The organism is Citrobacter sp. Cb041 (assembly GCF_030336655.1).
Lineage (GTDB): Bacteria > Pseudomonadota > Gammaproteobacteria > Enterobacterales > Enterobacteriaceae > Citrobacter > Citrobacter braakii.
Genome location: NZ_JAOWDD010000043.1, coordinates 89,076 through 113,360, shown reverse-complemented (window position 1 = coordinate 113,360; position 24,285 = coordinate 89,076). Strand labels below are relative to the sequence as shown.

Here is a 24,285-nt window from a genome sequence, read left to right as displayed (position 1 = left end):
GCGCGAAATCAGCACCTGAAATCCGTCAGATGAACCACGGTTTCGCACGTAAGATGTGAAAGAAGAGCCGACAACAACTGCTGCGTCTGGATGATGTCACGGCAGTCGGCAATCGACGCCGCGCAGTGTCCATGCCGCGTAGCTGGCCCCATGACAACCGTGGGGATCCCCGTGCCGCTTACGTGCACCGCCCCGCCGTCAGTGCCGCCGTTACTGAACATGTCAAGCTGCAGGGTAATGCCCGCATCGGTGGCCACGCTTTCAACCCACGCCGTCAGCTTTGGCGAGGCAATCAGCGATTTATCGCTTAACACCAGCATCGGGCCATTACCAATCTGCCGATGGTTGGCCGCACCATGATCAAAGTTTTTGGCCCAGCAGGCGGTATCCAGCACGATCGCCACATCCGGGGCGACCGCACGTGCTGCTGTTTGTCCTCCGCGCAGTCCCACTTCTTCACTGGAACTGGCCACCAGCCAGACCTCACATGGGAGAATGGCGTTATGCCATTCGCGCAGCAGCGCCACCAGCAAATAACATCCAAGTCGATCATCAAAGGCTTTGCCCATGACTCGCTGGTGCGGCAAAACCTGAAACGTCGTGTCAAAGGTGACGCGATCGCCAGGGCGTACGCCGGCCTGAAGTACCTCGTCATAAGACCGCGCGCCAATGTCCACCTGCAGCGCACTGACGTCATTACCGCTGCGCACTCCGTCGAGCAGACCGGGAATTTTGCTCTCTTCACGGGTAGTGATCCGCACCGGCTGCAATTGCCTGGCCGCCATACGCACATTTCCTACCGGCAATACATCGATCGCTCCTTCGCTGGAAATACTGCGCACAATAAATCCCACTTCATCCATATGCGCGCAGATCATTACCTTCGGACCGGTTGATTCATTCAGACGGATCAGCACCGATCCCAGGCCGTCAAAGCGCACCTCTTTATGCAGACGATCCGCCTCTTCAAGCAGGATCTGCCGCACTTCCTGTTCTGAAGAGGCGATCGCGTCCGCCTCGCTCAGCGCCTTCAGTAGCGATAAGTCCATTACGCCTCTCCCGTGTGTAACAATGTTTTCGCCATGGTGTAGAGCACCTCGCCGCCGTCTGGCGTAACCAGCACCACATCCTCAATACGCACGCCTCCCTGCCCCGGCAGATAAATACCCGGCTCAACGGTGAGCAGCATGCCAGCCGCCAGAGGCGTCGCGTCGGTGGGGGAAAAACGGGGATTTTCATGCACCTCAATGCCGATAGCGTGTCCGGTATTGTGACCAAACTCATCGCCATAGCCCGCCTGCGTAATGACCTGCCTGGCTGCGGCGTCAACCTCATGGCAACGCCGACCTGGTCGAATTGCTGCCACCGCCGCACGCTGCGCCGCCAGAACAATCTGATACACGGAAAACAGCGGGCTTTCTTGCGCTGGCTGGTTTGCGTCTGGGATGCGAAAGGTTCTCGTCATATCCGAACAATAGCCCTGATACTGCGCGCCAAAATCCAGCGTGATGAACTCACCCGCCTCGACACGCTTGTCGCTGGCTTTACCGTGCGGCAGCGCGCCGCGCCAGCCGCTGGCGACAATGGTGTCAAAAGAGGGTTTGTCTGCACCGAGCGTACGCATGTACCACTCCAGTTCAGCGGCAATTTCGCGCTCACTGAGGCCGGGTTGAATAAAGCGGCGAATATGTTCAGCACTAAGGTCAGCTATCCGGCAGGCTTTGCGAATGCAGGCTATCTCCTGCGCCGTTTTTACCTGCCGGAGCACATCCGGCACGGCACTCACTAGTCGCGCACGCAGTTTGCCCGACCATCCATTCACCGTATTCCAGCTTACCTGCTCACCTTCAAATCCCACCGTCTGCAGCTTTTCGTCAGCAATAATGTGATTCACCCGTGAATACAGCGTCTGCGCGCCATCAAGTAGATGGATCTGATAGCCCTGAGTACGCGTAGCGACATCGGTGTAGTAACGGGCGTCGACCAGGATATGCGCGTTTTGATGGCTGATAAACACAAACCCTGAACCGCTGGAGATCCCCATATGCGGCTGTTTATTCTGTCGCGATGACAGCAGCATCGCATCGAGATGTTGCGCCGTTAGCCAGTCACGCAGCGAGGCAAGTAAGCTCATGGTCACAATCCTTTTAATCAGAGGCTTTCAATCAGCAATTTGCCTTTGCGGTACATCATGTTGCGCAGGAACACCACCATCAGCGCCGTAATCACCGCACCTAACAGGATCCCCGCCATATAGACGCCGAGGTTAGTGACCAGCGGCCATGCCCAGATAGCCGATTCCGGGAACCACTGCACCGCCCCCAGCCAGACGGCAGCCGTCGATCCGACAATAGCGCCAACCATATAGGATGGAATTGCCGTGATGGGGCTTTCCAGCGCAAACGGGATTGCCCCTTCGCTGATGCCCATAAATGCGAGGAACATTGCCGTTTTCCCTTGCGGGTAGAGCTGTGCGCTGAACAGGCGTTTGCCAGTTAAGCGCCGATCGAGAAGCGTAGCCAACCCGAGGCCAATTGGAGGAATCACGATGGCAATAGAGCGTGCGGTTACCGGCAGAACGTGATCGGTAGTAAAGCTGAAGGCGACAAATCCTGCGGCTTTATTAATCGGACCGCCGAGGTCAATCGCCGTTGCCGCAGAAATCCCCATCGCGTACATCAGCGTGCCTTTCTCTCCAGCCGCCGTCAGCAGTGAACGAATTCCGCCGTTGATCCACCCGCCAAACGGCGTTATCACGTAATACATCGCCAACATGACGAAGATCGCGGAAAGAATGGGCAGTAAAAAGGTGGTTTTGAATGCCAGCAGGAAATCAGGCAACTGGATTTTTTGGTTCATCCACTTCACCAGATACCCGGCGACAATCGAGATAATCAGCGCGCCAATAAAGGTTGACGGGACGGGGGCACTGGTTGCCCATTGCAGCGTCGCTGGGTCAAAATTCAGTATCTGTGTGGGCTGAGTGGACATCAGTCCACCAATGAACCCCGCCGGAAACGCCAGCTTACCGCCGATAGAGTTGGCGACAAACGCGGCAAACATCGGAATAGCAAAACCAAACAACACACCGCCAAAAGATTGCGACAGCCAGGCAAACTTCAGTAATGAGAGATTAAAACCGCTGAATTTTCCGCTGTTCAGCGCATCCATGATGCCGGTGTCAGCAGGTATATCGAGCCAGCTATAGGCGATCAGTTGCGAGAAGGCGAGAATTACCCCGCCCATAATTAACGTCGGTACCATGCGCGAAATACCCGACATCACATGCTGCGGAAGTTCGCCCCAGAAGCTATTGTGGGAGGCCGGTGGATTTTTTATTGCCGCTGCCGCACCAGATGCGCCAGGCACAACGGTTGCACTGCGTTTTTTAATGGCCATACGTAATTCCCTGTCGATGATTATTGTTGTTCAGCGGCAACCATCTCTTCGATCTCTTTGATGATGCCGGCTGCATTTTTTATCGCGTCCTGTAACGTAATTTCGTAGACGTCACGCGACTCAAAACGCTCGTTATCTTCCGGAGTAACGGCAACAGAATGGATGATCAATGTTGCCTCTGCGATATCCTGCGCCGTCAGGCGATTTTGAATTCCGTCCGCACCCTGGGTTTCAATTTTCACTTCATAACCCGCTTCAACCGCGGCTTCTTCCAGCGCCTGAGCCGCCATAAAGGTATGGGCCAGCCCCATTGGGCACGCGCAAACGGCAATCAGTTTTTTGCTCATAATCATTTCCTCGTAATAGTTAACGAGTGAAATTATGGTCCGGGGAAAGTAACGACCGTTATCAGACAAATAATGCTTTTACTGGACAAATAATCCCGCCATTCGGAAATGTGACGAAGGTCGGAAAGGCGGGCGGTAGGCATAAAAAAACCGCGTAATAAACACGGTTTTGCGGGATATATGTAAGCCGGATAAGCGCTGTGCACCATCCGGCATTGGTCTTACAAAATATGGCCCAGCGTCTGGCGCAGATGCGCACCGGAACCAAGCAGGCCCGGGTTATCATGCACGATCAGATATACCGGAATATCCTGTACGTAGGCTTTAAAACGCCCCTTATCTTCAAAACCACCACGGAAACCCGAAGCTTTAAAGAAGTCGAGGAAGCGCGGTACGATGCCGCCAGCGATGTACACACCGCCAAACGTGCCCAGCGTTAACGCCAGATCGCCGCCAAATCGCCCCATGATGACGCAGAACAGCGACAGCGCGCGACGACAGTCGATACAGGAATCAGCCAGCGCACGCCCGGTGATATCCTTCGGCTGCAGATTTTCCGGCAGGCGCCCGTCTGATTTGACGATGGCGCGATACAGATTAACCAGCCCCGGACCTGACAGTACGCGCTCTGCGGAAACGTGACCAATTTCCGCACGCAGGACCTCAAGGATAATCCCTTCTTCTTCGCTGTTAGGCGCAAAATCCACGTGACCGCCTTCACCAGGCAAGCTCACCCAGCGTTTATCTACATGCACCAAATGCGCCACGCCGAGTCCGGTACCTGCGCCATAGACAGCAATCGGCTTGCCTTCAACAGGCTCCGCACCGCCAAACTGGATCAAATGCTCTTTCTTCAGCATCGGGATCGCCATCGACACGGCGGTGAAATCATTGATGATTTCCAGATGGCTGAAGCCCAGATTTTTTTTCATCTCAGCAATAGAGAATGCCCAGGTATGGTTGGTCATTGCCACCCAGTCACCGGTTATCGGACAGGCAATGGCAATACAACCATCCTCAACGCTGACGCTATGCTCATCCAGGTATACGCGTACAACCGCCTCGAGGCTTGGGTAATCCAGCCCGGAATAGGTTTTTGCCTGCGAAATCTCGCCGCTGGCAATGTCGCACAGAGCAAGACGCGCGTTGGTGCCGCCAACATCACCTACTAAAGCATATTTTGTCATTCTTCCACTGCTCCGCTAAAGTCAGAATAAATCTTTGCCACACTGTAAATTCATGGGGGCATAACAACAACGCCCTGAAGGCTGATGCCCGTGGAAAATCGATCCAGATCACATAATTACTTTATCGTTTCAGCACCATTTGCAGCGATGCGGTTGCGCAGGCTGTGCAAACTATGTCTATGACTCTGTTTTAAGGAATAGAATATGCTTCATCCACGAGCCAGAACGATGCTCTTGCTATCAACTCCTGCGCTAATTATTGGTATTGCCTCCAGCCTGGTGTTGATCGTTGTGATGAAAGTGGCGTCCGTTTTACAGCAATTTTTGTGGGAACGCCTGCCCGTTAGCATCGGTATTGCCCAGGACTCTCCGCTGTGGATTATCGGCATGCTGACGCTCACGGGGATCATGGTCGGGTTAGTTATTCGCTACAGCCAGGGTCACGCGGGACCGGATCCTGCCTGTGAGCCGTTAATTGGAATGCCGGTCCCCACCTCAGCAATTCCGGGCTTGCTGGCAGCGCTCATCCTCGGCCTGGCGGGTGGCGTCAGTTTGGGTCCGGAACACCCGATCATGACCGTAAATATCGCACTGGCTGTGGCGCTCGGCAGCCGTATGTTTCCCCGCATTGCTAAGCTGGACTGGACCATCCTCGCCTCTGCCGGCACCATCGGCGCGCTATTTGGCACCCCCGTTGCCGCCGCGCTGGTCTTTTCACAAACGCTGAATAGCTCGGACAATGTTCCCTTATGGGATCGCCTGTTTGCACCGTTAATGGCCGCCGCCGCGGGCTCGCTGACCACCAGTCTGTTTTTTCACCCCCATTTTTCACTGCCCATCGCGCACTACACGCAGATGCACGTGATCGATATCCTCAGCGGTGCGGTCGTTGCCGCCATCGCCATTGCCGCCGGGATGGTGGCTGTCTGGTGTCTGCCACGTTTACACCATTTAATGCATCGATTGAAACACCCAGTCCTGATTCTTGGGGCTGGCGGCTTAATCCTCGGCATTTTAGGCGTTTTCGGCGGACCGCTTACCTTGTTTAAAGGACTGGACGAAATGCAGCAAATGGCATTTAGCCAGACGCTGGGAGCATCGGATTATTTCATGCTCGCCGTGATCAAATTGGCGGCATTAGTGGTTGCAGCTGCGAGTGGTTTTCGCGGCGGGCGAATTTTCCCGGCAGTATTCGTTGGGGTCGCGCTTGGCCTGATGCTGCACGCCCACGTTGAAGCGGTGCCAGCGGCCATTACCGTCTCCTGCGCGATTCTTGGACTGGTGCTGGTCGTCACCCGTGACGCCTGGCTGAGCCTGTTTATGGCAGCAGTGGTGGTGCCAGATTCCACCCTGCTGCCGCTGCTGTGCATCGTCATGCTGCCCGCCTGGCTGCTGCTGGCGGGCAAACCGATGATGATCGCCGAGCGTACCGATAAGTAGTTAGCCTCCGTTACGCGTTTCCAGCGCACGGGTCACCGTGCGCAATAGCTCAGGAAGATCGGCTTTCGGTAGTACCACCTCAATTAACGACAATCGTTGCGGATAGGACAAACGGGCCAGCACTTCTTCTAGTTGTACCGCCTGCTCCACACGCCAGCACTCCGCCTGACATTCACGACGAAACGCCTGAGGCACCTGCGTCCAGTTCCAGGCGGCGATATCGTTATAGCGCTGATTTGCGCCATGTATGGCCCGCTCCACGGTATAGCCGTCATTATTTAGCAGCAAAATTACGGGAGATTGCCCGTCTCTGAGCATAGAGCCCAGTTCCTGAATGGTGAGCTGCGCCGCACCATCGCCAATAATCAGGATCACCCGGCGGTCCGGGCAGGCGGTTTGCGCGCCAAATGCAGCCGGGAGCGCGTAGCCGATAGACCCCCACAGCGGCTGAACCAGCACCTCCGCTCCACCGGGTAGCGTGAGCGCAGCCGCGCCAAATGCAGCGGTCCCCTGGTCGACGAGGATAATGTCATTGGGCGCCAGATACTGCTGCACCGTATGCCAGAAATTTTCCTGCGTCAGAGGTCCCTTCTCAACCTGAATACGTCTAACTGGCGGGCGTTCTGGTGGCAGTGAAAAGGACATCTCCAGACACAGCTCCCGCAAGGTGGTTACCGCCTGCTCCATCGGGACGTTAAACCAACGGTTTCCAATCCGTGAGGCATGTGGCTGCACCTCAATCGTGCGCTCCTGTGGTAACTGTTGCGTAAACCCGGCGGTCAAAGTGTCAACAAATTGTGTGCCAACACACACTATCGTGTCGGCATCTTCTATCGCCTGACGTACATAGTCGCTGCTGGCTCCAGCGCTGTAGGTGCCGACAAACGCCGGATGACGCTCATCGAATAGTCCTTTGCCCATCAACAACGTGGCGTGGGCCATCGGCGTTTCCGCCATCCAGCGTTGCAATACCGGCTGCAGGCCAAAGCGCTGCGCGAGAACGTCTGCCAGAAGCGCTACGCGCGGGCTGTCCAGTAACCGCTCGCGGGCATGGAAGCGAAACGCTTCTGCCACGCTGCTTTCTGGCTCGCTCAGAGGAACAATCAGGATGTCATTCGGCGGCGTGGTCCGCTGTTTTGCCACATCAGCAGGTAACATCAGATAGCCCGGTCTGCGTTCGATGAGCATTGTTCGCAGCACGCGGTCAATTTCATAACAGGCGTTTTGTTCATCCAGCACTGCGCTGGCCGTCGTCACCGCCTGCTGCATACGATAAAAATGCTGAAAATCACCGTCCCCAAGGGTGTGATGCATCAACTCCCCACGACGTTGGGCACCGCGACAGGGCGCGCCAACAATATGCAAAACAGGAACATATTCCGCATAGCTTCCCGCGATACCGTTAATCGCGCTTAACTCACCCACGCCAAACGTGGTGAGCAGCGCCCCCACCCCGGATACCCGGGCATAGCCATCCGCAGCATAAGCCGCATTCAACTCGTTCGCACACCCGACCCAACGTACGCTGGGATGTTCAATCACGTGATCAAGAAACTGCAAATTATAATCGCCAGGCACACCAAAGAGATGGCCAACACCACAGCCTGCCAGCCTGTCCAGCAGATAATCAGCAACGGAATACGGGGTTTGCATGACAGCTTTCCTTCTGACGGTAACCTCATGTTGAGTATCGAAGAACTGTGATGACTGTCCAGGAAAGTCGCTGTGAAGGGGGTGGAAAGCAAGATGTACAGTTTTCATCCCTAAATTTAATTGCAGCTGGCCTTGTGTAAACGTATACACTCAAAGTCACACCTTATCTGACAGGAGGCTATATGGCTTATCAGGCTGCTGAAAATCGTTATCAGACAATGGAGTACCGCCGCTGCGGTCAGAGCGGCCTCAAGCTCCCGATTGTATCACTGGGGTTGTGGCACAATTTTGGTGATACCACGCAGGTCGAGAACAGTCGGGCGCTGTTACAGCGTGCATTCGATCTGGGGATCACCCATTTTGATCTGGCGAATAACTATGGTCCACCGCCGGGTTCAGCGGAGCGAAATTTTGGTCGCATCCTGCAGGAAGATTTTTTACCGTGGCGAGATGAGCTGATCATCTCCACCAAAGCGGGTTACACCATGTGGGAAGGCCCTTACGGGGACTGGGGTTCACGCAAATACCTGATTGCCAGCCTCGATCAAAGCCTGAAGCGTCTGGGGCTGGAGTATGTCGATATCTTCTACCACCATCGCCCCGACCCTGAAACACCGCTCAGAGAAACCATGCGCGCACTGGATCATATCGTCCGTCAGGGCAAAGCGCTGTACGTAGGCCTCTCTAACTATCCGGCTGAACTTGCCAGACAAGCGATTGAAATACTCGACGATTTAGGTACGCCATGCCTTATTCATCAGCCCAAATATTCTATGTTTGAGCGTTGGGTCGAAGAGAGCCTGCTGTCGCTTTTACAGGAAAAAGGCGTCGGTAGTATCGCCTTCTCACCGCTGGCTGGCGGGCAGTTAACCGACCGCTATCTGAACGGTATTCCTGCGGATTCTCGCGCCGCAAGCACCAGCCGTTTTCTGAATCCGGACCAGATCACCCCACAAAAACTGGAAAAAGTTCGAGCGCTGAACGCACTGGCAGAGCGACGGGGACAAAAGCTGTCTCAGATGGCGCTCGCGTGGGTTCTTCGGGAAGACAAAGTTACGTCTGTGCTGATTGGCGCCAGTAAACCGGCGCAAATTGAAGATGCCGTCGGCATGCTGGCAAACCGTCACTTTACGCCTGAAGAGTGCGCGGAGATTGATGCCATTCTGAGTCGGTTGAAATAAAGACACATTTATTAACAAAAAGTGCTCTCACTTGCGATTTAAGAGTTGTGGCGATGAAACGGGGCTTTACTGCCCCGTAATATTACGTTAACAGGCCGGCTACGGCTCGATCGTGAAGGAGAGAAAACATGTTCAGGTCACTGATTCTGGCGGCAGTCTTAATGGCTTTTACACCGCTGGCCGCGAACGCTGGCGAAATCACCCTGCTGCCATCAATAAAATTGCAAATTGGCGATCGCGATAATTACGGTAACTACTGGGATGGCGGCCGCTGGCGCGACCGGGATTACTGGCACCATAACTATGAGTGGCGCAAAAACCGCTGGTGGCGTCATGACAACGGCTACCATCGTGGCTGGGATAAACGCAAAGCTTATGAACGCGGCTACCGAGAAGGCTGGAATGACCGTGACGACCATCGCGGTCGTGGGCGCGGCGGTCACGGGCATCGTCATTAAGAAAAGGAACCTGTGGTAACAGATAATTTTTAACAATGTCAAAAGGTTCCGTTCACCGTATGTTCATTGTTTCTCTGAAACCCTCATTCCCGTAACGGGCAAGGGAGGCTCACCGTCTCCCTTGCCACCCAGGCTTCCGGTAGGAAAAATCGTCACTTCGTGATCCATTCGCCTTATGTCGTCTTCCTTCGGATCGCTTCAGTACGCTGACTTTCAGTTCAATCCGTTTCGCTTTAATAAAAAATACCTTTGCGGCTAATCAATCCTTAAGTGACCAGCATTAGCCTGCAGGCTGCTTTTTTATGGTCAAATCCTGCGCTTTTTATTTTTCACTATTTGCCCTTGAGCAAAAATCTCCTGAACGTATCTTATCCTCAAGAGAATTCACGTCAGGATTAACTTATGAATGCTAATTTTAAGAATGAAATTCAGACATTCGGTCGATCGCTATTATTACCGATCGCCGTACTGGCGCCTGTGGGGATGGTCATGGGAATTAGCGCTGCGTTAGGGCAGAGCTATATGATTGATAAACTCCCCTTTCTGGGCAATGAAATTTTCAGAGCAATTCTCTCTTCTCTGGGATTAATCAGCAGCGTCGTTTTTAATAATATTCCTTTACTGTTCGCGATGGGTGTCGCCTACGGTATGTCTAAAAAAGAAAAAGGGATTGCTGTATTTGCGTCCGTCGTGGCTTACCTGACTCTGCTTATCGCTATGCATGTGCATCTTAAGCTGGCGGGTACGCTGGCGAAAGAGGATATGGCTTTCGTCGGACAGGGAATGGTATTAGGTATTCAGACGCTGAAAATCGAAGCGCTGGGCGGTATTATTGCCGGGCTGCTGGCAGCTAAAATAACCGACCGTTTTTACCGGCTGCAATTACCTCTCGTTTTCGCCTTTTTCAGCGGTAAAAAATCCGTCGCGATCTTAGCCATTGCTTTTTCCATTCCCGTCGGCTTGATCATTCCTTTTATCTGGGATCTGTTTACCGCAGGTATGCGCGCCATATCAACAATAATGATGGCACCCAACATTGGTGCAGGTATTTATATGACGCTCAATCGCCTGCTAATCCCGTTTGGCCTGCACCACGTCCTCAGTTCCACCGTGCGTTTCACCGCGGCAGGCGGTACGTACCTGATTGACGGGCAGACCTATGTCGGTATTTTACCCGCTATCAATAAAATCCTGTTTGAGCTTGGTCCCACCCATCCGGCATGGAAAGAGTATATGCCGACGCTCACCAGCTATCTTGCCTCATCACAAATGCTCACGACGCTGTTCCGCGTTCCGGCGATTGGTCTGGCGATGTACCACATGGCCTATTTCAAGAATAAGAAATTTGCCAAAGGGATGATCCTGACCGTGGTGCTGACCGCCATGCTGGGGAATATTACCGAACCGCTGGAGTTCTCCTTCCTGTTTATCGCGCCAAAACTCTTTATTGTCTATGCGGTACTCTGTGGCTTATTGACCATTCCACTGCAATTACTGGAAGTCTCCATCGGCTATATTCGCGGCACCATTTTTGATTTTGGTATTTTCGGTTTGATGTATGAACACACCCAATGGATTAATTTAATTATCCTCGGCGTGATTAACTTTGTTGTCTTCTATTTCGTCTTCCGCTTTGCGATCGGTAAATTTGATATTAAGACCCCAGGCCGCGAGAGTGAAATCGCTGACAGCACCTTACTGAACAATAAAGAGTACGACAAAGTCGCCGAACTGGTGATTCAGGGGCTGGGCGGGACAGACAATATCAAGCGCGTTGAAAACTGCGTTTCACGGTTACGTATTGATTTGAAAGATCAGAAAAAAATGGACATGGCCATTCTTAAAGAATCTGGCTCGCTGGGAACCTTTATCCCCTCCAGCAACCATGTTCATGTGGTATTCGGCCCACACGTAGAATTTGTCCGTAACGCGGTAGACGACCGCCTCGTCGGTGCGAAATAAATTCAAGGAGATAGTAATGCGTGCACTGTATGATTCAAAAAGCAAAACGATCGACGATCGAGGAATGAAATCTCTGCTCGCACAGCCAGCGCGGGTACAGTCATGGCTCGATGTTGAAGCCGCCCTGGCTCAGGCACAGGCCGGACACGGCATGATCCCCGCCAGCGCCGCAGTCAATATTACCGCTAACTGCCACGTGGATAAGATTGACCTGACGGAAATGGAACGCCTGCTGCGCGAGATTGGTCACGGTTTCGTTCCGGTCATCAAAGTGCTGGTCAAAGCCTGTGACAGTGAAAGCGGAAAATACGTGCATTACGGCGTCACCACGCAGAATATTCAGCAAACAGCACAGCTTTATCTGGCAAAGCAGTTCGATACCATCATGCAGGGTTTTGTGGACGATATTCTGCGTAACCTGGCAAAGATGGCATCTGACCATAAAGCAACGATTATGGCCGGACGTACCCACGGTAAGCACGCGCTGCCCATCACCTGGGGCTATAAAGCCGCCGTGTGGATTGATGAGTTACTGAGCGCCCAGCAGCGCATGCGGGAAGCGGAAAAACGCGTCTTTACCGTGATGATGGGGGGAGCCGTGGGCGCCTTCCACGCGACCGGTGAAACCGGCCGCCAGGTTCAGGATAGCGTTGCCCAAAAGCTGGGAATGCATTCAATGGCGATTCCCTCCCGTAACTCGCGCATTTACCGCACTGAATACATCAGTAATTTGTGCCTGCTGGCGACGACGTTACACAAAATAGCCGAAGAGGTTTATCAGACCTCAAGCGAAGAGTTTGCCGAAGTTTCAGAAGCCTTTTCTAAAGGCACCGTTGGCAGCAGCACCATGCCGCAAAAAGTGAATCCTAAACTGGCGAAGGGGATCATCGCCAACGCGCAGAAATTGTACTCAGTAATGACCTCCTGCCTGTATGTCAGCCCACGTCCCTTCGAAGCAGACAGCTCCGCTTACTTTATCTTTGACGGTAATATCCAGGAGAGTATGGAGCTAATGGCTGAGATTGTGATGCGAGCCGAAGAGTTGACGCGAACGCTGGTCATCAATCCTGGGCGTATGCGCCAGAATGTGCAGTTAACGCATGGTCTTATTAATAGCGAAAAAATCATGATGCAGCTGGTGGAAAGGCTGGGCAAAGATGCCGCACATGAACGCGTCTACCAACTGGCAATGCGCAGCACGCATGAAGGCATCCCCTACGCTGATGTGCTGCGTGATGACCCTCTTATTCGCCAGCACTTTAGCGACTCAGAAATTAATACGCTGCTGGATCCTGCTCACTACATCGGCCTTTGCGCAGAAATCGCCGAGGAAACGGCCGCTCGCGTATGGGAGAAAGACAATGGCTGATCCCCTGCTTTCTCTGGCAAGTGAACGCATTGTCACCCCGAATGGAATCGAAAGCGGCTATCTGCATATTGAAAGCGGACGTATTTCTGGCCTCGACAGTACGCCACGCGGAAAAATCGTCGATTATCGCCATGCCATGCTGATGCCCGGTTTTGTGGATATTCACGTTCACGGCTGGGGGAGAGGGTCGTTTGCCTGGAGAGGTGAACGCCGTTCTTTGCAGGCGATGAGCCGGGATCTGGTTAACGCCGGGGTTACCGCGTGGCTTGCAACATCAGCCACCCAGTCGGAAACGTTCTTGCTGGAGAGTCTTTCCACCGCCGCAGACTGGATTGCAGACGCAAAAGCGGAAGATGGTGCCGAAGCGGTGGGTATTCATATGGAAGGCCCCTTTATTAATCCTGCATACAGCGGAATGCAGAGCAAGGACGCGATTCAACCACCCGGTATCGAAGGATTCAAACGCTATCAGCACGCCGCGAGGGGAAATATCCGTCTGATGACGCTCGCCCCCGAACTGCCGGGCTCCCTGGCGCTAATCCGCTATTTACGCCAGTCAGGCGTCACCGTGTCAGCCGGTCATACCGACGCCACCTTTGATGAAACCACCCTCGCCATTGAAGCCGGTTTAACCCACTTTACCCATGCCTTTAGCGCCATGCGCGGGCTGCATCACCGGGAGCCTGGCGTGGTGGGGGCGCTGATGTACCATCAGAATACGTATGCCGAGGTGGCAAAGCAGAGCGGGATTACGTTGCGACCAGAAGTGTTCGACATTCTCTATCGGTTGAAAAAAGATCGCCGGTTGGTCATGGTCAGCGATTGTCTGGGATATGTGGATTTTCCCGAAGGATCTGAATTCCACCATTACCTGCGCCAGGAGACGTTTCGCATTCACAATCATTGTCTTGAAATCACCGACCACAGCGGAAAGACCCGAACGGTTTCACCCACGGAGTGGTCCGAAGTGTGCAAACTGGAGATGAGCTTTCTGGACTCCGTGAAAAATGTGGTCGACAGGCTGGAAAAAGGCTGGGTTTCAGCCGCGCAGATTGCCTGCCTTAATCCGGCAATCCTGGCGGGTGTTGACGCGAGAAAAGGCAGCCTGACGTCAGGAAAAGATGCCGATATTCTCGTGTTGGGTGCAGAGTTAAACCTGGAAGCCGTCTGGTGTCGCGGCGTTTCGCAACCTCTGGCTAAATAAAAATATCACTGTAATGCGTATCAAGAAAAATTTTTAACGCCTCCTGGCTCATTCCCTGAACCTGCTGAATAAAGTCCTCAGCAGGTATTTTTTTGCGCGCGGAGGGAAGTCCATTTTCGCGTAATAACAGGAGATCGTCCTGCGTGAGCCAGAAATTCACTTTGACATAATCCAGCCCGGCGTAGCGGAGATGACTCGATATCTTGTTTGTAAAGGTAATCAGCAGGTCGAATTCGAGCTGCTGAAGCCGCGCAATCTCATTGATGTTGATGCAGGCGGGGATTTCAATATGGAAGCGGGAGAAAAGCATCTCTTTAAAATAGCCGACCTTACTCTCTGACGAGTTCGTCACAATAATGACCCGCTTTTTCTTATCGCCAACAACCCGATTTTTGAGCGCATACTTTTTGATAATCAGCACCAGCGTTGCCAGGTGAATAGCAGAAAAGGTCGTTTGCCAGTGATGTTCAATCTCTTTCACCGCATACTGGACATGATCCCATAGCTCAGGATAGCGTCGCTGGACATCATGGAGCTTTTTATCATCGAACCAGAGATGAAATTTATTCTGGATGATGGCGGCATAGATAAAATTATAAATCTCCGCAAACCAGGCGTGCTGATTGTGAATGGTGTTCTCCAGACATCCGGCTAAAGCGTGACAGGTGCGCTTAACGTAAGAGACCAGCCGGGCGTCGTATAATGTGAAGGGGCGATGAGTAAACGTCAGTGAAGCAATCAGCAGATCCAGACAGATATTTTCATCCGCATCAGGCAATACGCCATAAGGAAAGGTCGTCAAAAACTCAGCCGCCGAACTCTCCGTAATTCTGTGTCCCCTGTGGATACGGTGCAGGGCAAGGCTAAGATAGACCAGTAAGTATTTTCTGCCGTTATATCCCAGGGCGATGACCGGACTGATTTTATCTTCGTAATAGTCTGCCGCCTGGTTTATCTCTGCAGCACACTCATGAAGAAACTGTTCGGCAATTGAACGGCCTGTCGGCTCATTGGCCTGGTGGGCGATAAGTCGGTGATCCTCACCAATTTCGACCGTTTTTAGTATCGTCATGCACGCCGCCAGCCGCAGCTGGAACTCATCCCCCGCAAGCCGGGAGCCCTTACGCGGGATACTTTGCACAATCAGATCGCGTTCCTGCACCAGGCTCATCATGACGGGATTATCATTTTTTACCGTTCCCGCACTGACATAAAATTTTTTGTAATAATCATTTTTATTCACCACATCGTGCAAACAGAGCGCCACAAAGAGATCCTTCACCCTCTCTTCTGCCGTAGTGATATAGCGATTAAACTGGACGCGCGCTAAAAACTGTCGGTATTCGCTGTAGCCAATCCGGGTGGTAATAAACTGATTATCCTGATGTAGCTGGACATTCTCTGGCAGAAGTTCATTGAGCTCTTTCATTGTCCGTTTTAGCGTGGAGAGCGTTTTACCGAAACGCTCGACAGCCTCTTCAACGGGGAGCGGACTGTTGTCCTGGAGATATTTCAGGAAAGAGAGATCAAAGTGATTCATGAACGCCTGCCAGTTAATTATGCAGGGCACATAATAGAGGAAAAGCTCAATTAAAACCGTGACCCGTCGCGAGTCACGGTTGATTATAGCCCCATCGCCGTGCCTGCCAGTAGCCAGAGATTGAGCGCCACGACCAGTATCACAATGACCCAGCCAATCTGTTTAACGCAACGACGATTGACCAGATCCCCCATCAGCTTACTGTCGCTGGTGAAGATCAGCAGCGGCACCAGCGCCAGCGCGATACCAAAACTGAGCAACACCTGACTCATCACCAGAATACGGGTCGGATCCAATCCCATCAGAATCACAATAAATGATGGCATCATGGTGACGGTACGGCGTACCCATAGCGGAATGTGAAAACGGATAAACCCTTGCATCACCACCTGCCCCGCCAGCGTACCGACCACGGTAGAAGAGAGTCCCGCAGCCACCAGGCTTAAACCAAACACCGTCGCTGCAGCGTGACTCAACAACGGTTCAAGTGTCAGATACGCCTGATCGAGATCGGCAATACCGGTATGCCCGCTAAAATGAAATGCAGCGGCAGCCGTCGCCATCATCGCCAGATTGACAAATCCGGCAATCGTCATGGCGATAGCCACATCCCATTTAGTGGCCGCATAGCGCTGTTGGCGTGTTCCGCCGTGCAAATGCTGAGTTAAGGAAGAGTGCAGATAAATGACGTGCGGCATGATAGTCGCACCGAGTACCCCAGCGGCCAGGAACACCGCTTCGGAATTAGGCAGGCTTGGGATCACCATTCCCTTACTAAGCTGCGCAAAGTTCGGTTGGGAAAAAACCAGCTCCACAATGTAAGCCGCGGCCACAAACAGCAGCAGGCCGCCAATCACCTTTTCCAGCGGTTTTTGACCGCGACGCTGCAGCATCAGAATTAAGAACGTCGCGATACCGGTGAGTACGGCCCCTTGCAATAAGGAAACGCCGAGGATCAGTTTGAAGCCAATCGCAGCGCCAATAAACTCAGCAAGGTCTGTTGCCATAGCGATAATTTCTGCCTGCACCCAGTAGAACCACACCACCGGGCGAGGATAATGATCGCGAATTTGCTCCGCCAGGTTTTTCCCCGTAGCAATGCCGAGTTTTGCCGACAGCACCTGAATCAACATCGCCATCAGGTTTGCCCAGACCACCACCCACAGCAATTGATAACCAAAGCTGGCCCCTGCCTGGATATTGGTGGCGAAGTTACCCGGATCGATATAGCCGATCGCCGCAATGAACGCAGGTCCCATTAATGCGAGCTTCAACTTGCGCGCTGCCCGCCCACTGCTACTCTCAACGCGATCGTTAGTCATTTTAGTGCCTCAGAAACATAGCCTTTGCTATATTTCAAGCTACGCCTACTGAGAATGATTATCAAATTCATTTTAATGGGTGACGTTGATTTCTCTGATAGCGTTTGTCTATGGATCGATAAGGATTCTGGAAATACCGGCGAGATGTTTAATTATTGTTATGAGAATAGCACAATGACATAACTTTTCACTTCCATACTAAACATAACGGAAGTGTATCACCGATCACTAATTTTGAATCTCGTCACAGGTCCTTATTATAGTGTGTGTTTGATCTCGTTTTCTTTATGGTTGTTACATAGAATGTGCACGAAAACTAAACCTGCCTCATATTTGGAGCAAATATGGACCGCGTTCTTCATTTTGTCCTGGCCCTTGCCGTGGTTGCGGTACTCGCACTGCTGGTAAGCAGTGACCGTAAAAAAATCCGCATTCGTTATGTTATTCAATTGCTTGTTATCGAAGTGTTACTGGCATGGTTCTTCCTGAACTCTGATGTCGGTCTGGGCTTCGTGAGAGGCTTCTCCGAGATGTTTGAGAAACTGCTCGGGTTTGCTAATGAAGGGACTAACTTTGTCTTCGGTAGCATGAACGATAAAGGTCTGGCATTCTTCTTCCTGAAAGTGCTTTGCCCGATCGTCTTCATCTCCGCCCTGATTGGTATTTTGCAGCATATCCGCGTACTGCCGGTAATCATCCGCGCGATTGGTTTCCTGTTATCCAAAGTAAACGGTATGGGCAAACTGGAATCCTTCAACGCCGTCAGCTCTCTGATCCTGGGTCAGTCCGAGAACTTTATCGCCTATAAAGATATTCTCGGCAAAATGTCTCGCAACCGTATGTACACCATGGCTGCAACGGCAATGTCGACCGTTTCCATGTCTATCGTCGGCGCGTACATGACCATGCTTGAGCCGAAGTACGTGGTTGCGGCGCTGGTTCTGAACATGTTCAGCACCTTTATCGTGCTGTCGCTGATCAACCCTTACCGCGTTGATGCCAGCGAAGAAAATATCCAGATGTCTAACCTGCACGAAGGCCAGAGTTTCTTCGAAATGCTGGGTGAATACATTCTGGCTGGTTTCAAAGTGGCAATTATCGTTGCGGCGATGCTGATTGGTTTCATCGCACTGATCGCTGCCCTGAACGCCCTGTTCGCCACCGTGACCGGTTGGTTTGGCTACAGCATCTCCTTCCAGGGCATCCTGGGTTACATCTTCTACCCGGTTGCATGGGTAATGGGTGTGCCGTCCAGCGAAGCGCTGCAGGTAGGCAGTATCATGGCAACTAAACTGGTTTCCAACGAATTCGTTGCGATGATGGATCTGCAGAAAATCGCCGCTACGCTCTCCCCGCGCGCAGAAGGCATCCTGTCCGTGTTCCTGGTTTCCTTCGCTAACTTCTCTTCCATCGGTATTATCGCTGGTGCGATTAAAGGCCTGAACGAAGAGCAAGGTAACGTGGTTTCTCGCTTTGGTCTGAAGCTGGTGTACGGCTCTACGCTGGTGAGCGTACTGTCCGCATCTATCGCCGCACTGGTGCTGTAAGCGTAAGACAACGTCGCAGTGATAAGACCGGGGAGATTCATATTCTCCCCGGTTTTTTTATGCCTGCGATTCAGCAAACCGAAGAGCTAAAGAGTAAGAACTGGCAGGATGCAGAAACAAAAAACCCCCGCTTTTCAGCGAGGGTTTAAATTTTGGTGGAGCTAAGCGGGATCGAACCGCTGACCTCTTGCATGCCATGCAAGCGCTCTCCCAGCTGAGCTATAGCCCCACGATGCTTTTACGTACGTACCAAATTCATTGGGATTAAATTTGGTGGAGCTAAGCGGGATCGAACCGCTGACCTCTTGCATGCCATGCAAGCGCTCTCCCAGCTGAGCTATAGCCCCATTACGTAAAGCTTGTCGAGTTGACGGGCGGCATCATATGAATTCCCTTCGCGTGTGTCAACGGCAAAATTAACTCATAGAATTCAATCGCTGAAAAAGCAGTCAAATGAAGAACATTGCGTAACAACTCGCATTCAGTAGTTAAACGCGTCACGGTTTCTACTAAAATGGTGCTATAAAATGAACCACTAATTAACCCCACGACTATTCAGGGAATCGTTATGTTCAAGGAACGGATGACGCCAGAAGAACTTGCTAATCTGACCGGATACAGCCGACAGACCATCAATAAATGGGTACGCAAAGAAGGTTGGGCGACATCACCAAAACCAGGCGTTCAGGGCGGTAAAGCCCGGCTGGTTCACGTCACCGAACAAGTTCGTGAATACATTCGCAGCGCTGAGCGTTCAGCCGAAGGTTTGTCAGATAACTTATCGATATCCGGCGATACCTCTGTTGAAGCGCTGCTGATTAGGCTCGCCAAAGAAATGACACCGACAGAACAGAAAATGTTTACCTCACTGATCCTGCGTGAAGGCATTACGGGTTTATTACAGCGTTTAGGAATCCGCGAAAACAAATAATATGAAAAAATTACGCAGCAAAATGACGACCGAAGAGCTGGCGGAATGTCTCGGGGTTGCCAAACAAACCGTCAATCGTTGGATCAGAGAACAAAACTGGACTACCGAAAAGTTTCCCGGCGTTAAAGGTGGTCGTGCAAGACTGATTCATATTGACTCCAGCGTCCGCGCGTTTCTGCTCAATATTCCCGCTTTTCGCAAAGTTCCTGAAGTTTATCAGGCTGAAGAACCGCTGGCAGAATACACCCACGTAGTACGCAGCCACGCGTGTCGCCAGATAATTAGCGCACTGGACAACATGTCCCCAACGGAACAAGAAAAGCTGGCGATGTATATTTCGCGCGAAGGTATTCGCACTTTTCTTACTCGTTTGGGTATTGATGAGTCTGAATAACAGGCAAAAAAAACGGCAGGATACGCTCCTGCCGTTGTTTCATCGGTCAATCAGTCTTATTGCTGGCTTTCACGCTCAGCAATAAACGCCAGCGCTTTATTAATACGCTCAATGCTGCGGGATTTACCAATCGCATGCACCGTAACGTCTAACGCTGGGGACTGACCCGCGCCGGTAACGGCTACGCGCAGCGGCATCCCGACTTTACCCATGCCAACTTCCAGTTCATCAGCCGTTGCCTGAATCGCATGGTGCACGTTTTCTGCCGTCCACTCGCTAATCGCAGCCAGCTTGTCGCGAACCACTTCCAACGGCTGACGTGCAACCGGGCGCAGGTGTTTCTTCGCTGCATCAGCGTCGAACTCGGCAAAGTCTTCGTAGAAGTAGCGGCAGCTCTGCGCCATCTCTTTCAGCGTTTTGCAGCGCTCACCGAGCAGTTTAACCAGCTCTGACAGCTGCGGGCCTACGCGGGTATCGATATTTTCCTGCTCAATGTGCCATTGCAGATGGGTTGCTACATATTCCGGCGCCAGCGCATTAATATAGTGATGGTTCAGCCACTGCAGTTTTTCAGTGTTAAACGCACTCGCAGACTTGCTCACCGCACCGAGGGAGAACAGTTTGATCATCTCTTCACGGGTGAAAATTTCCTGATCGCCACTGGACCAGCCCAGACGCACCAGATAGTTCAGCAGCGCTTCCGGCAGGTAACCGTCGTCGCGGTATTGCATAACGCTGACCGCACCGTGACGTTTGGAGAGTTTTTTACCATCGTCACCATTGATCATTGATACGTGTGCGTAAACTGGCACCGGCGCGTTCAGCGCTTTCAGGATATTGATCTGACGCGGAGTGTTGTTGATATGGTCTTCACCACGAATAACGTGGGTGATTTCCATATCCCAGTCGTCGACAACAACGCAGAAGTTGTAGGTCGGGGAACCGTCGGTACGGCGAATGATCAAATCATCCAGCTCCTGGTTGCTGAATTCGATCGGCCCACGGATCTGGTCGTCAAAAATAACGGAACCGTCCTGCGGGTTGGCAAAACGAACCACGCAAGGTTCATCAGCAGCGTGATGCTCGTGGCCGTGGCGGCAGCGGCCGTCGTAACGCGGCTTCTCACCGTTCGCCATCTGCTCTTCGCGCAGCGCGTCCAGACGCTCTTTAGAGCAGTAGCATTTATATGCGGTGCCTGCTTCCAGCATTTCATCAATCACCGCGTTGTAGCGATCAAAACGTTTGGTCTGGAAGTACGGGCCTTCATCCCATTCCAGATTCAGCCAGTTCATGCCATCCATAATGGCTTCAATAGCTTCCGGAGTGGAGCGTTCGAGATCGGTGTCTTCAATACGCAGCACAAACTCACCGCCATGGTTGCGTGCAAAAAGCCAGGAATAAAGAGCAGTACGCGCACCGCCGACGTGCAGGTAGCCTGTCGGGCTTGGCGCGAAGCGAGTTTTGATTTTCATGAAATGGCCTTACGTTTATAAAGATGCCGACAACCGGCAAATCCAGGGAAGATTATCAGGCTCGTATTCTATCACCGTGGTCTGATTCCTCAATGTTGTTCAGGTTGGAACATTACGCTTTGCCATTTTCGTATACAAATCATGCCGCACGGACTGTTTTGCGATCGTTTTGTTTAAATTTACGACGAACGAACAATTTCTTTAGAAAATGCGTTGACTCATTTTCAACTCTCCCTATAATGCGACTCCACACAGCGGGGGTGATTAGCTCAGCTGGGAGAGCACCTCCCTTACAAGGAGGGGGTCGGCGGTTCGATCCCGTCATCACCCACCACTTCGGGTCGTTAGCTCAGTTGGTAGAGCAGTTGACTTTTAATCAATTGGTCGCAGGTTCGAATCCTGCACGACCCACCATTGTAAAAAGGCGCCCTAAAGGCGCCTTTTTGCTATCTGCAATTTATAAGATTCGAACCTGCAGCAGGTCGAGTCGAACGTAGTGAGACAACGGAGCCGTTTACGGCGACGGCCCGAAGGGCGAGCGAAGCGAGTCATCCTGCACGACCCACCAATGTAAAAAGGCGCCCTAAAGGCGCCTTTTTGCTATGCAGAGAAGAACCATTTCCCCTCTGATAACCACCAGTGTGAGCGTTATAACTGATACAACGGATCGCGGGCGCGGGCTGCGGTTAATTCACTGGCCTGCATACGCACCACATCCCACAGCGCCTGAGCAGCGGTTGATAAAGAGCGGTTTTTACGTCGGGCCAGCATCAGTTGCCGTTCAACAACCGGCGTCAGGCGCTTAACCTGCAAGTGACTGCCCTGCGGTAAGGGGAGCGCCAGCGCGGGCAGCACGCTGATGCCAATCCCCGCCTCAACCATCGGAAACAGCGTGGCGGGATGGCCAATCTCCTGAACGATATTGGCATCAATGGAAAAATGGGCCAGCGCAGCGTCGATCAGCGGTCGACTACCGGAAGCATAATCCTGTAGCACCAAGCGTTCGTGATACAAATCCTGCCAGTTCACCCACTCTCGTTGGGCTAACGGATGATCCTGGCGACACAGCAGCAGGAACGGTTCGGACAGCACGGCTTCACACTGCAAATCGGTGACTGCGCCGGGATCAATCACAATGCCAAAATCCACTTCTCCCTGGCGAATACTCTCCAGCACCCACTGCTGTGGCCGGTCGTGCAGCACAAAATCGATAGCCGGATAAAGCTGATTACTCTGGGCAATACACTGCGGAATAAGATGAGCAGAGATCGTCTGGCTGGCGGCAACCCGCACCGTGCCGGTTAACTGCGTTCCTACCTGTCCGGCTTCGCGCAGCGTGCTGTGCAATTCATCCAGAATACGTTCCAGCCGCGCCGCCAACTGGTGTCCGGCCTCCGTCAGTACCACTTCCCGCGTGGTTCTGTCCAATAACCGCACACCCGTCTGCCCTTCCAGCTCTTTGACACTATGGCTGACCGCCGACTGGCTTAAGCCGATGATATCCCCCGCCCGGCTAAAGCTTTTGGCCTGAGCGACGGTGACAAAGATACGCAACTGACGCAGAGAGTAATTCATCTATTCGATTCATATATGGATGCAATAAATCAATTTTATTTCTCAAACGGAAAAAAGCAAAATGTTACTACCGAATTTCAGGAGTCTTTATGAAACTTTTTCGTATTCTTGATCCGTTCACGATAACGCTGATTACCGTTGTTTTGCTGGCGTCCTTTTTCCCGGCCGAAGGTGGTTTTGTGCCTTTCTTTGAAGGCCTAACCACCGCCGCCATTGCCCTGCTGTTTTTTATGCACGGAGCGAAACTCTCGCGTGAAGCCATTATTGCCGGTGGTAGCCACTGGCGTTTGCATCTGTGGGTGATGTGCAGCACGTTTGTTGTCTTCCCGGTTCTGGGCGTTCTGTTCGCCTGGTGGGCGCCGGTCAACGTAGACCCGATGCTGTACACCGGTTTCCTGTACCTGTGTATTTTGCCTGCCACTGTGCAGTCGGCCATCGCTTTTACGTCGCTGGCGGGCGGTAACGTTGCCGCCGCCGTTTGTTCTGCTTCGGCCTCCAGCCTGCTGGGTATTTTTCTCTCGCCGCTGCTGGTAGGGCTGGTGATGAATATGCACGGCGCAGAAGGTAGCCTGGAGCAGGTGGGAAAAATCATGTTGCAGCTGCTACTGCCGTTCGTACTGGGTCACCTTTCACGTCCGTGGATTGGAAACTGGGTTTCTCGACATAAAAAATGGATCGCGAAAACGGATCAATCCTCTATTTTGCTGGTGGTGTACTCCGCCTTCAGTGAAGCCGTCGTTAACGGAATCTGGCACAAAGTGGGGGTGGGTTCACTGCTGTTTATCGTGGTGGTCAGCATCATACTGCTGGCAATCGTGATTGGCATAAATGTCTTTGTTGCGCGCAAATGCGGCTTTAACAAAGCTGATGAAATCACCATTGTGTTCTGCGGTTCGAAAAAGAGCCTGGCGAACGGGATCCCAATGGCAAATATTTTGTTCCCAACTTCGGTGATTGGGATGATGGTGCTGCCGTTGATGATCTTCCATCAAATACAGCTAATGGTGTGCGCCGTGCTGGCGCGTCGCTACAAGCAACAGACGGACGCATTGCAAGCGCAACAGAAAAGCCGCGCCGCGAAGGCTTAAAGAGGACGTTTCAGGGGCTGCACCAGTTGCGTCAGCCCCTCAGTTTTAATCAGCAGCGTGATTTGCATCAGCTCGCCAAGCTTGCCCGGCGGGAATTCATCCTTACGGGCAAACCACAGCAGATACTCTTCCGGGACATCAATCAATCGACGCCCTTTATATTTGCCAAAGGGCATCACAGTATTAGCGATGTCAACCAGCTGCTCTTTTTCCATC

22 protein-coding genes, 4 tRNA genes and 1 other RNA gene are annotated in these 24,285 nt (G+C 52.4%); 13 read left to right on the top strand and 14 right to left on the bottom strand.

Translation table 11 applies throughout. The features are described from left to right. Positions 1–8 precede the first annotated feature (8 nt). From ypdE to glk, 5 genes are all read right to left on the bottom strand, one after another. Positions 9–1,049, bottom strand: coding sequence for an aminopeptidase (ypdE, locus tag OGV52_RS21390; protein WP_016153899.1), 1,041 nt, complete (start codon positions 1,047–1,049; stop codon positions 9–11). Next, complete coding sequence (ypdF, locus tag OGV52_RS21385; protein WP_287109124.1) at positions 1,049–2,134, bottom strand: aminopeptidase; 1,086 nt, start codon at positions 2,132–2,134, stop codon at positions 1,049–1,051. Before ypdF ends, ypdE begins: the two co-directional genes overlap by 1 nt. Before the next feature lie 17 nt (positions 2,135–2,151). Next, positions 2,152–3,399 (bottom strand): PTS fructose transporter subunit IIC, encoded by a 1,248-nt coding sequence (locus OGV52_RS21380; RefSeq protein ID WP_047499810.1) that lies wholly within the window; start codon positions 3,397–3,399, stop codon positions 2,152–2,154. A gap of 20 nt (positions 3,400–3,419) precedes the next feature. Next, complete coding sequence (locus tag OGV52_RS21375) at positions 3,420–3,746, bottom strand: PTS fructose transporter subunit IIB (RefSeq protein ID WP_003028254.1); 327 nt, start codon at positions 3,744–3,746, stop codon at positions 3,420–3,422. A gap of 221 nt (positions 3,747–3,967) precedes the next feature. Continuing rightward, entirely contained in the window at positions 3,968–4,933 is a 966-nt protein-coding gene (glk, locus tag OGV52_RS21370; RefSeq protein ID WP_016153902.1) for a glucokinase, read from the bottom strand. 204 nt (positions 4,934–5,137) lie between these two features. Here glk and OGV52_RS21365 point away from each other — a divergent pair, with 204 nt between their 5' ends. Continuing rightward, entirely contained in the window at positions 5,138–6,373 is a 1,236-nt protein-coding gene (locus tag OGV52_RS21365) for an ion channel protein (protein WP_259687135.1), read from the top strand. On the opposite strand, the gene OGV52_RS21360 is transcribed toward OGV52_RS21365, so the two are convergent. Next, positions 6,374–8,026 carry an alpha-keto acid decarboxylase family protein gene (locus tag OGV52_RS21360; protein WP_287109121.1) on the bottom strand — a complete coding sequence of 551 codons (1,653 nt, stop codon included), beginning with the start codon at positions 8,024–8,026 and terminating at the stop codon, positions 6,374–6,376. A gap of 182 nt (positions 8,027–8,208) precedes the next feature. Between OGV52_RS21360 and mgrA the strand changes: the two genes are divergently transcribed. The 5 genes from mgrA to OGV52_RS21335 all read left to right on the top strand — a co-directional run bounded on the left by mgrA (position 8,209) and on the right by OGV52_RS21335 (position 14,200). Continuing rightward, positions 8,209–9,207, top strand: a complete 999-nt coding sequence (gene mgrA / locus OGV52_RS21355) for an L-glyceraldehyde 3-phosphate reductase (protein ID WP_016153905.1) — start codon at positions 8,209–8,211, stop codon at positions 9,205–9,207. A 128-nt stretch (positions 9,208–9,335) separates the two neighbouring features. Continuing rightward, positions 9,336–9,665: a DUF2502 domain-containing protein YpeC gene (ypeC, locus tag OGV52_RS21350; RefSeq protein ID WP_016153906.1), complete on the top strand. Its 330-nt coding sequence runs from the start codon at positions 9,336–9,338 to the stop codon at positions 9,663–9,665. Between the two features lie 402 nt (positions 9,666–10,067). Continuing rightward, positions 10,068–11,627 (top strand): PTS transporter subunit EIIC, encoded by a 1,560-nt coding sequence (locus OGV52_RS21345; protein WP_287109120.1) that lies wholly within the window; start codon positions 10,068–10,070, stop codon positions 11,625–11,627. 16 nt (positions 11,628–11,643) lie between these two features. Next, the gene (locus OGV52_RS21340; protein WP_279263872.1) at positions 11,644–12,996 is read left to right on the top strand and encodes a class-II fumarase/aspartase family protein; all 1,353 of its coding nucleotides are present in this window, start codon (positions 11,644–11,646) and stop codon (positions 12,994–12,996) included. Next, on the top strand, positions 12,989–14,200 hold the full coding sequence (locus OGV52_RS21335; RefSeq protein ID WP_141875470.1) for an N-acetylglucosamine-6-phosphate deacetylase: 1,212 nt from the start codon (positions 12,989–12,991) through the stop codon (positions 14,198–14,200). Before OGV52_RS21340 ends, OGV52_RS21335 begins: the two co-directional genes overlap by 8 nt. Here the strand turns inward: OGV52_RS21335 and OGV52_RS21330 are convergent. From OGV52_RS21330 to OGV52_RS23600, 3 genes are all read right to left on the bottom strand, one after another. After that, complete coding sequence (locus OGV52_RS21330) at positions 14,193–15,740, bottom strand: BglG family transcription antiterminator (protein ID WP_287109118.1); 1,548 nt, start codon at positions 15,738–15,740, stop codon at positions 14,193–14,195. The two genes, OGV52_RS21335 and OGV52_RS21330, sit on opposite strands and share 8 nt — an antisense overlap. Positions 15,741–15,823: 83 nt before the next feature. Then, the gene (locus OGV52_RS21325; protein WP_016153911.1) at positions 15,824–17,062 is read right to left on the bottom strand and encodes an Nramp family divalent metal transporter; all 1,239 of its coding nucleotides are present in this window, start codon (positions 17,060–17,062) and stop codon (positions 15,824–15,826) included. Further along, positions 17,059–17,133: a hypothetical protein gene (locus tag OGV52_RS23600; protein WP_422651152.1), complete on the bottom strand. Its 75-nt coding sequence runs from the start codon at positions 17,131–17,133 to the stop codon at positions 17,059–17,061. Before OGV52_RS23600 ends, OGV52_RS21325 begins: the two co-directional genes overlap by 4 nt. A 273-nt stretch (positions 17,134–17,406) precedes the next feature. Here OGV52_RS23600 and nupC point away from each other — a divergent pair, with 273 nt between their 5' ends. Next, complete coding sequence (nupC, locus tag OGV52_RS21320; protein WP_016153912.1) at positions 17,407–18,609, top strand: nucleoside permease NupC; 1,203 nt, start codon at positions 17,407–17,409, stop codon at positions 18,607–18,609. A gap of 153 nt (positions 18,610–18,762) precedes the next feature. On the opposite strand, the gene OGV52_RS21315 is transcribed toward nupC, so the two are convergent. After that, positions 18,763–18,838 (bottom strand) — tRNA-Ala (locus tag OGV52_RS21315). Between the two features lie 42 nt (positions 18,839–18,880). After that, positions 18,881–18,956, bottom strand: a tRNA-Ala gene (locus OGV52_RS21310). A 221-nt stretch (positions 18,957–19,177) separates the two neighbouring features. Here OGV52_RS21310 and OGV52_RS21305 point away from each other — a divergent pair. Beyond that, on the top strand, positions 19,178–19,540 hold the full coding sequence (locus OGV52_RS21305; protein ID WP_047499824.1) for a YfeC-like transcriptional regulator: 363 nt from the start codon (positions 19,178–19,180) through the stop codon (positions 19,538–19,540). Between the two features lies 1 nt (position 19,541). Then, a complete protein-coding gene (locus tag OGV52_RS21300) occupies positions 19,542–19,934 on the top strand; it encodes a MerR family transcriptional regulator (RefSeq protein WP_016153914.1) in 393 nt (130 codons plus the stop codon). Positions 19,935–19,990: 56 nt separating this feature from the next. Here the strand turns inward: OGV52_RS21300 and gltX are convergent, their stop codons facing one another. Further along, the gene (gene gltX, locus OGV52_RS21295) at positions 19,991–21,406 is read right to left on the bottom strand and encodes a glutamate--tRNA ligase (protein ID WP_005130009.1); all 1,416 of its coding nucleotides are present in this window, start codon (positions 21,404–21,406) and stop codon (positions 19,991–19,993) included. Positions 21,407–21,664: 258 nt separating this feature from the next. Here gltX and OGV52_RS21290 point away from each other — a divergent pair. The 3 genes from OGV52_RS21290 to OGV52_RS21280 all read left to right on the top strand — a co-directional run bounded on the left by OGV52_RS21290 (position 21,665) and on the right by OGV52_RS21280 (position 21,974). Then, a tRNA-Val gene (locus OGV52_RS21290) sits at positions 21,665–21,740 on the top strand. A gap of 4 nt (positions 21,741–21,744) precedes the next feature. Continuing rightward, positions 21,745–21,820 (top strand) — tRNA-Lys (locus OGV52_RS21285). 29 nt (positions 21,821–21,849) lie between these two features. Next, a non-coding RNA gene (locus OGV52_RS21280) (RtT sRNA) lies at positions 21,850–21,974 on the top strand. An 80-nt stretch (positions 21,975–22,054) separates the two neighbouring features. Here OGV52_RS21280 and OGV52_RS21275 read toward each other — a convergent pair. Next, positions 22,055–22,981: a LysR family transcriptional regulator gene (locus OGV52_RS21275; RefSeq protein ID WP_016153919.1), complete on the bottom strand. Its 927-nt coding sequence runs from the start codon at positions 22,979–22,981 to the stop codon at positions 22,055–22,057. An 89-nt stretch (positions 22,982–23,070) separates the two neighbouring features. Between OGV52_RS21275 and OGV52_RS21270 the strand changes: the two genes are divergently transcribed. Further along, positions 23,071–24,069, top strand: coding sequence for a bile acid:sodium symporter family protein (locus OGV52_RS21270; protein ID WP_016153920.1), 999 nt, complete (start codon positions 23,071–23,073; stop codon positions 24,067–24,069). On the opposite strand, the gene OGV52_RS21265 is transcribed toward OGV52_RS21270, so the two are convergent. Then, on the bottom strand, positions 24,066–24,284 hold the full coding sequence (locus OGV52_RS21265) for a DUF3820 family protein (protein WP_016153921.1): 219 nt from the start codon (positions 24,282–24,284) through the stop codon (positions 24,066–24,068). The two genes, OGV52_RS21270 and OGV52_RS21265, sit on opposite strands and share 4 nt — an antisense overlap. Between the last annotated feature and the right edge of the window lies 1 nt (position 24,285).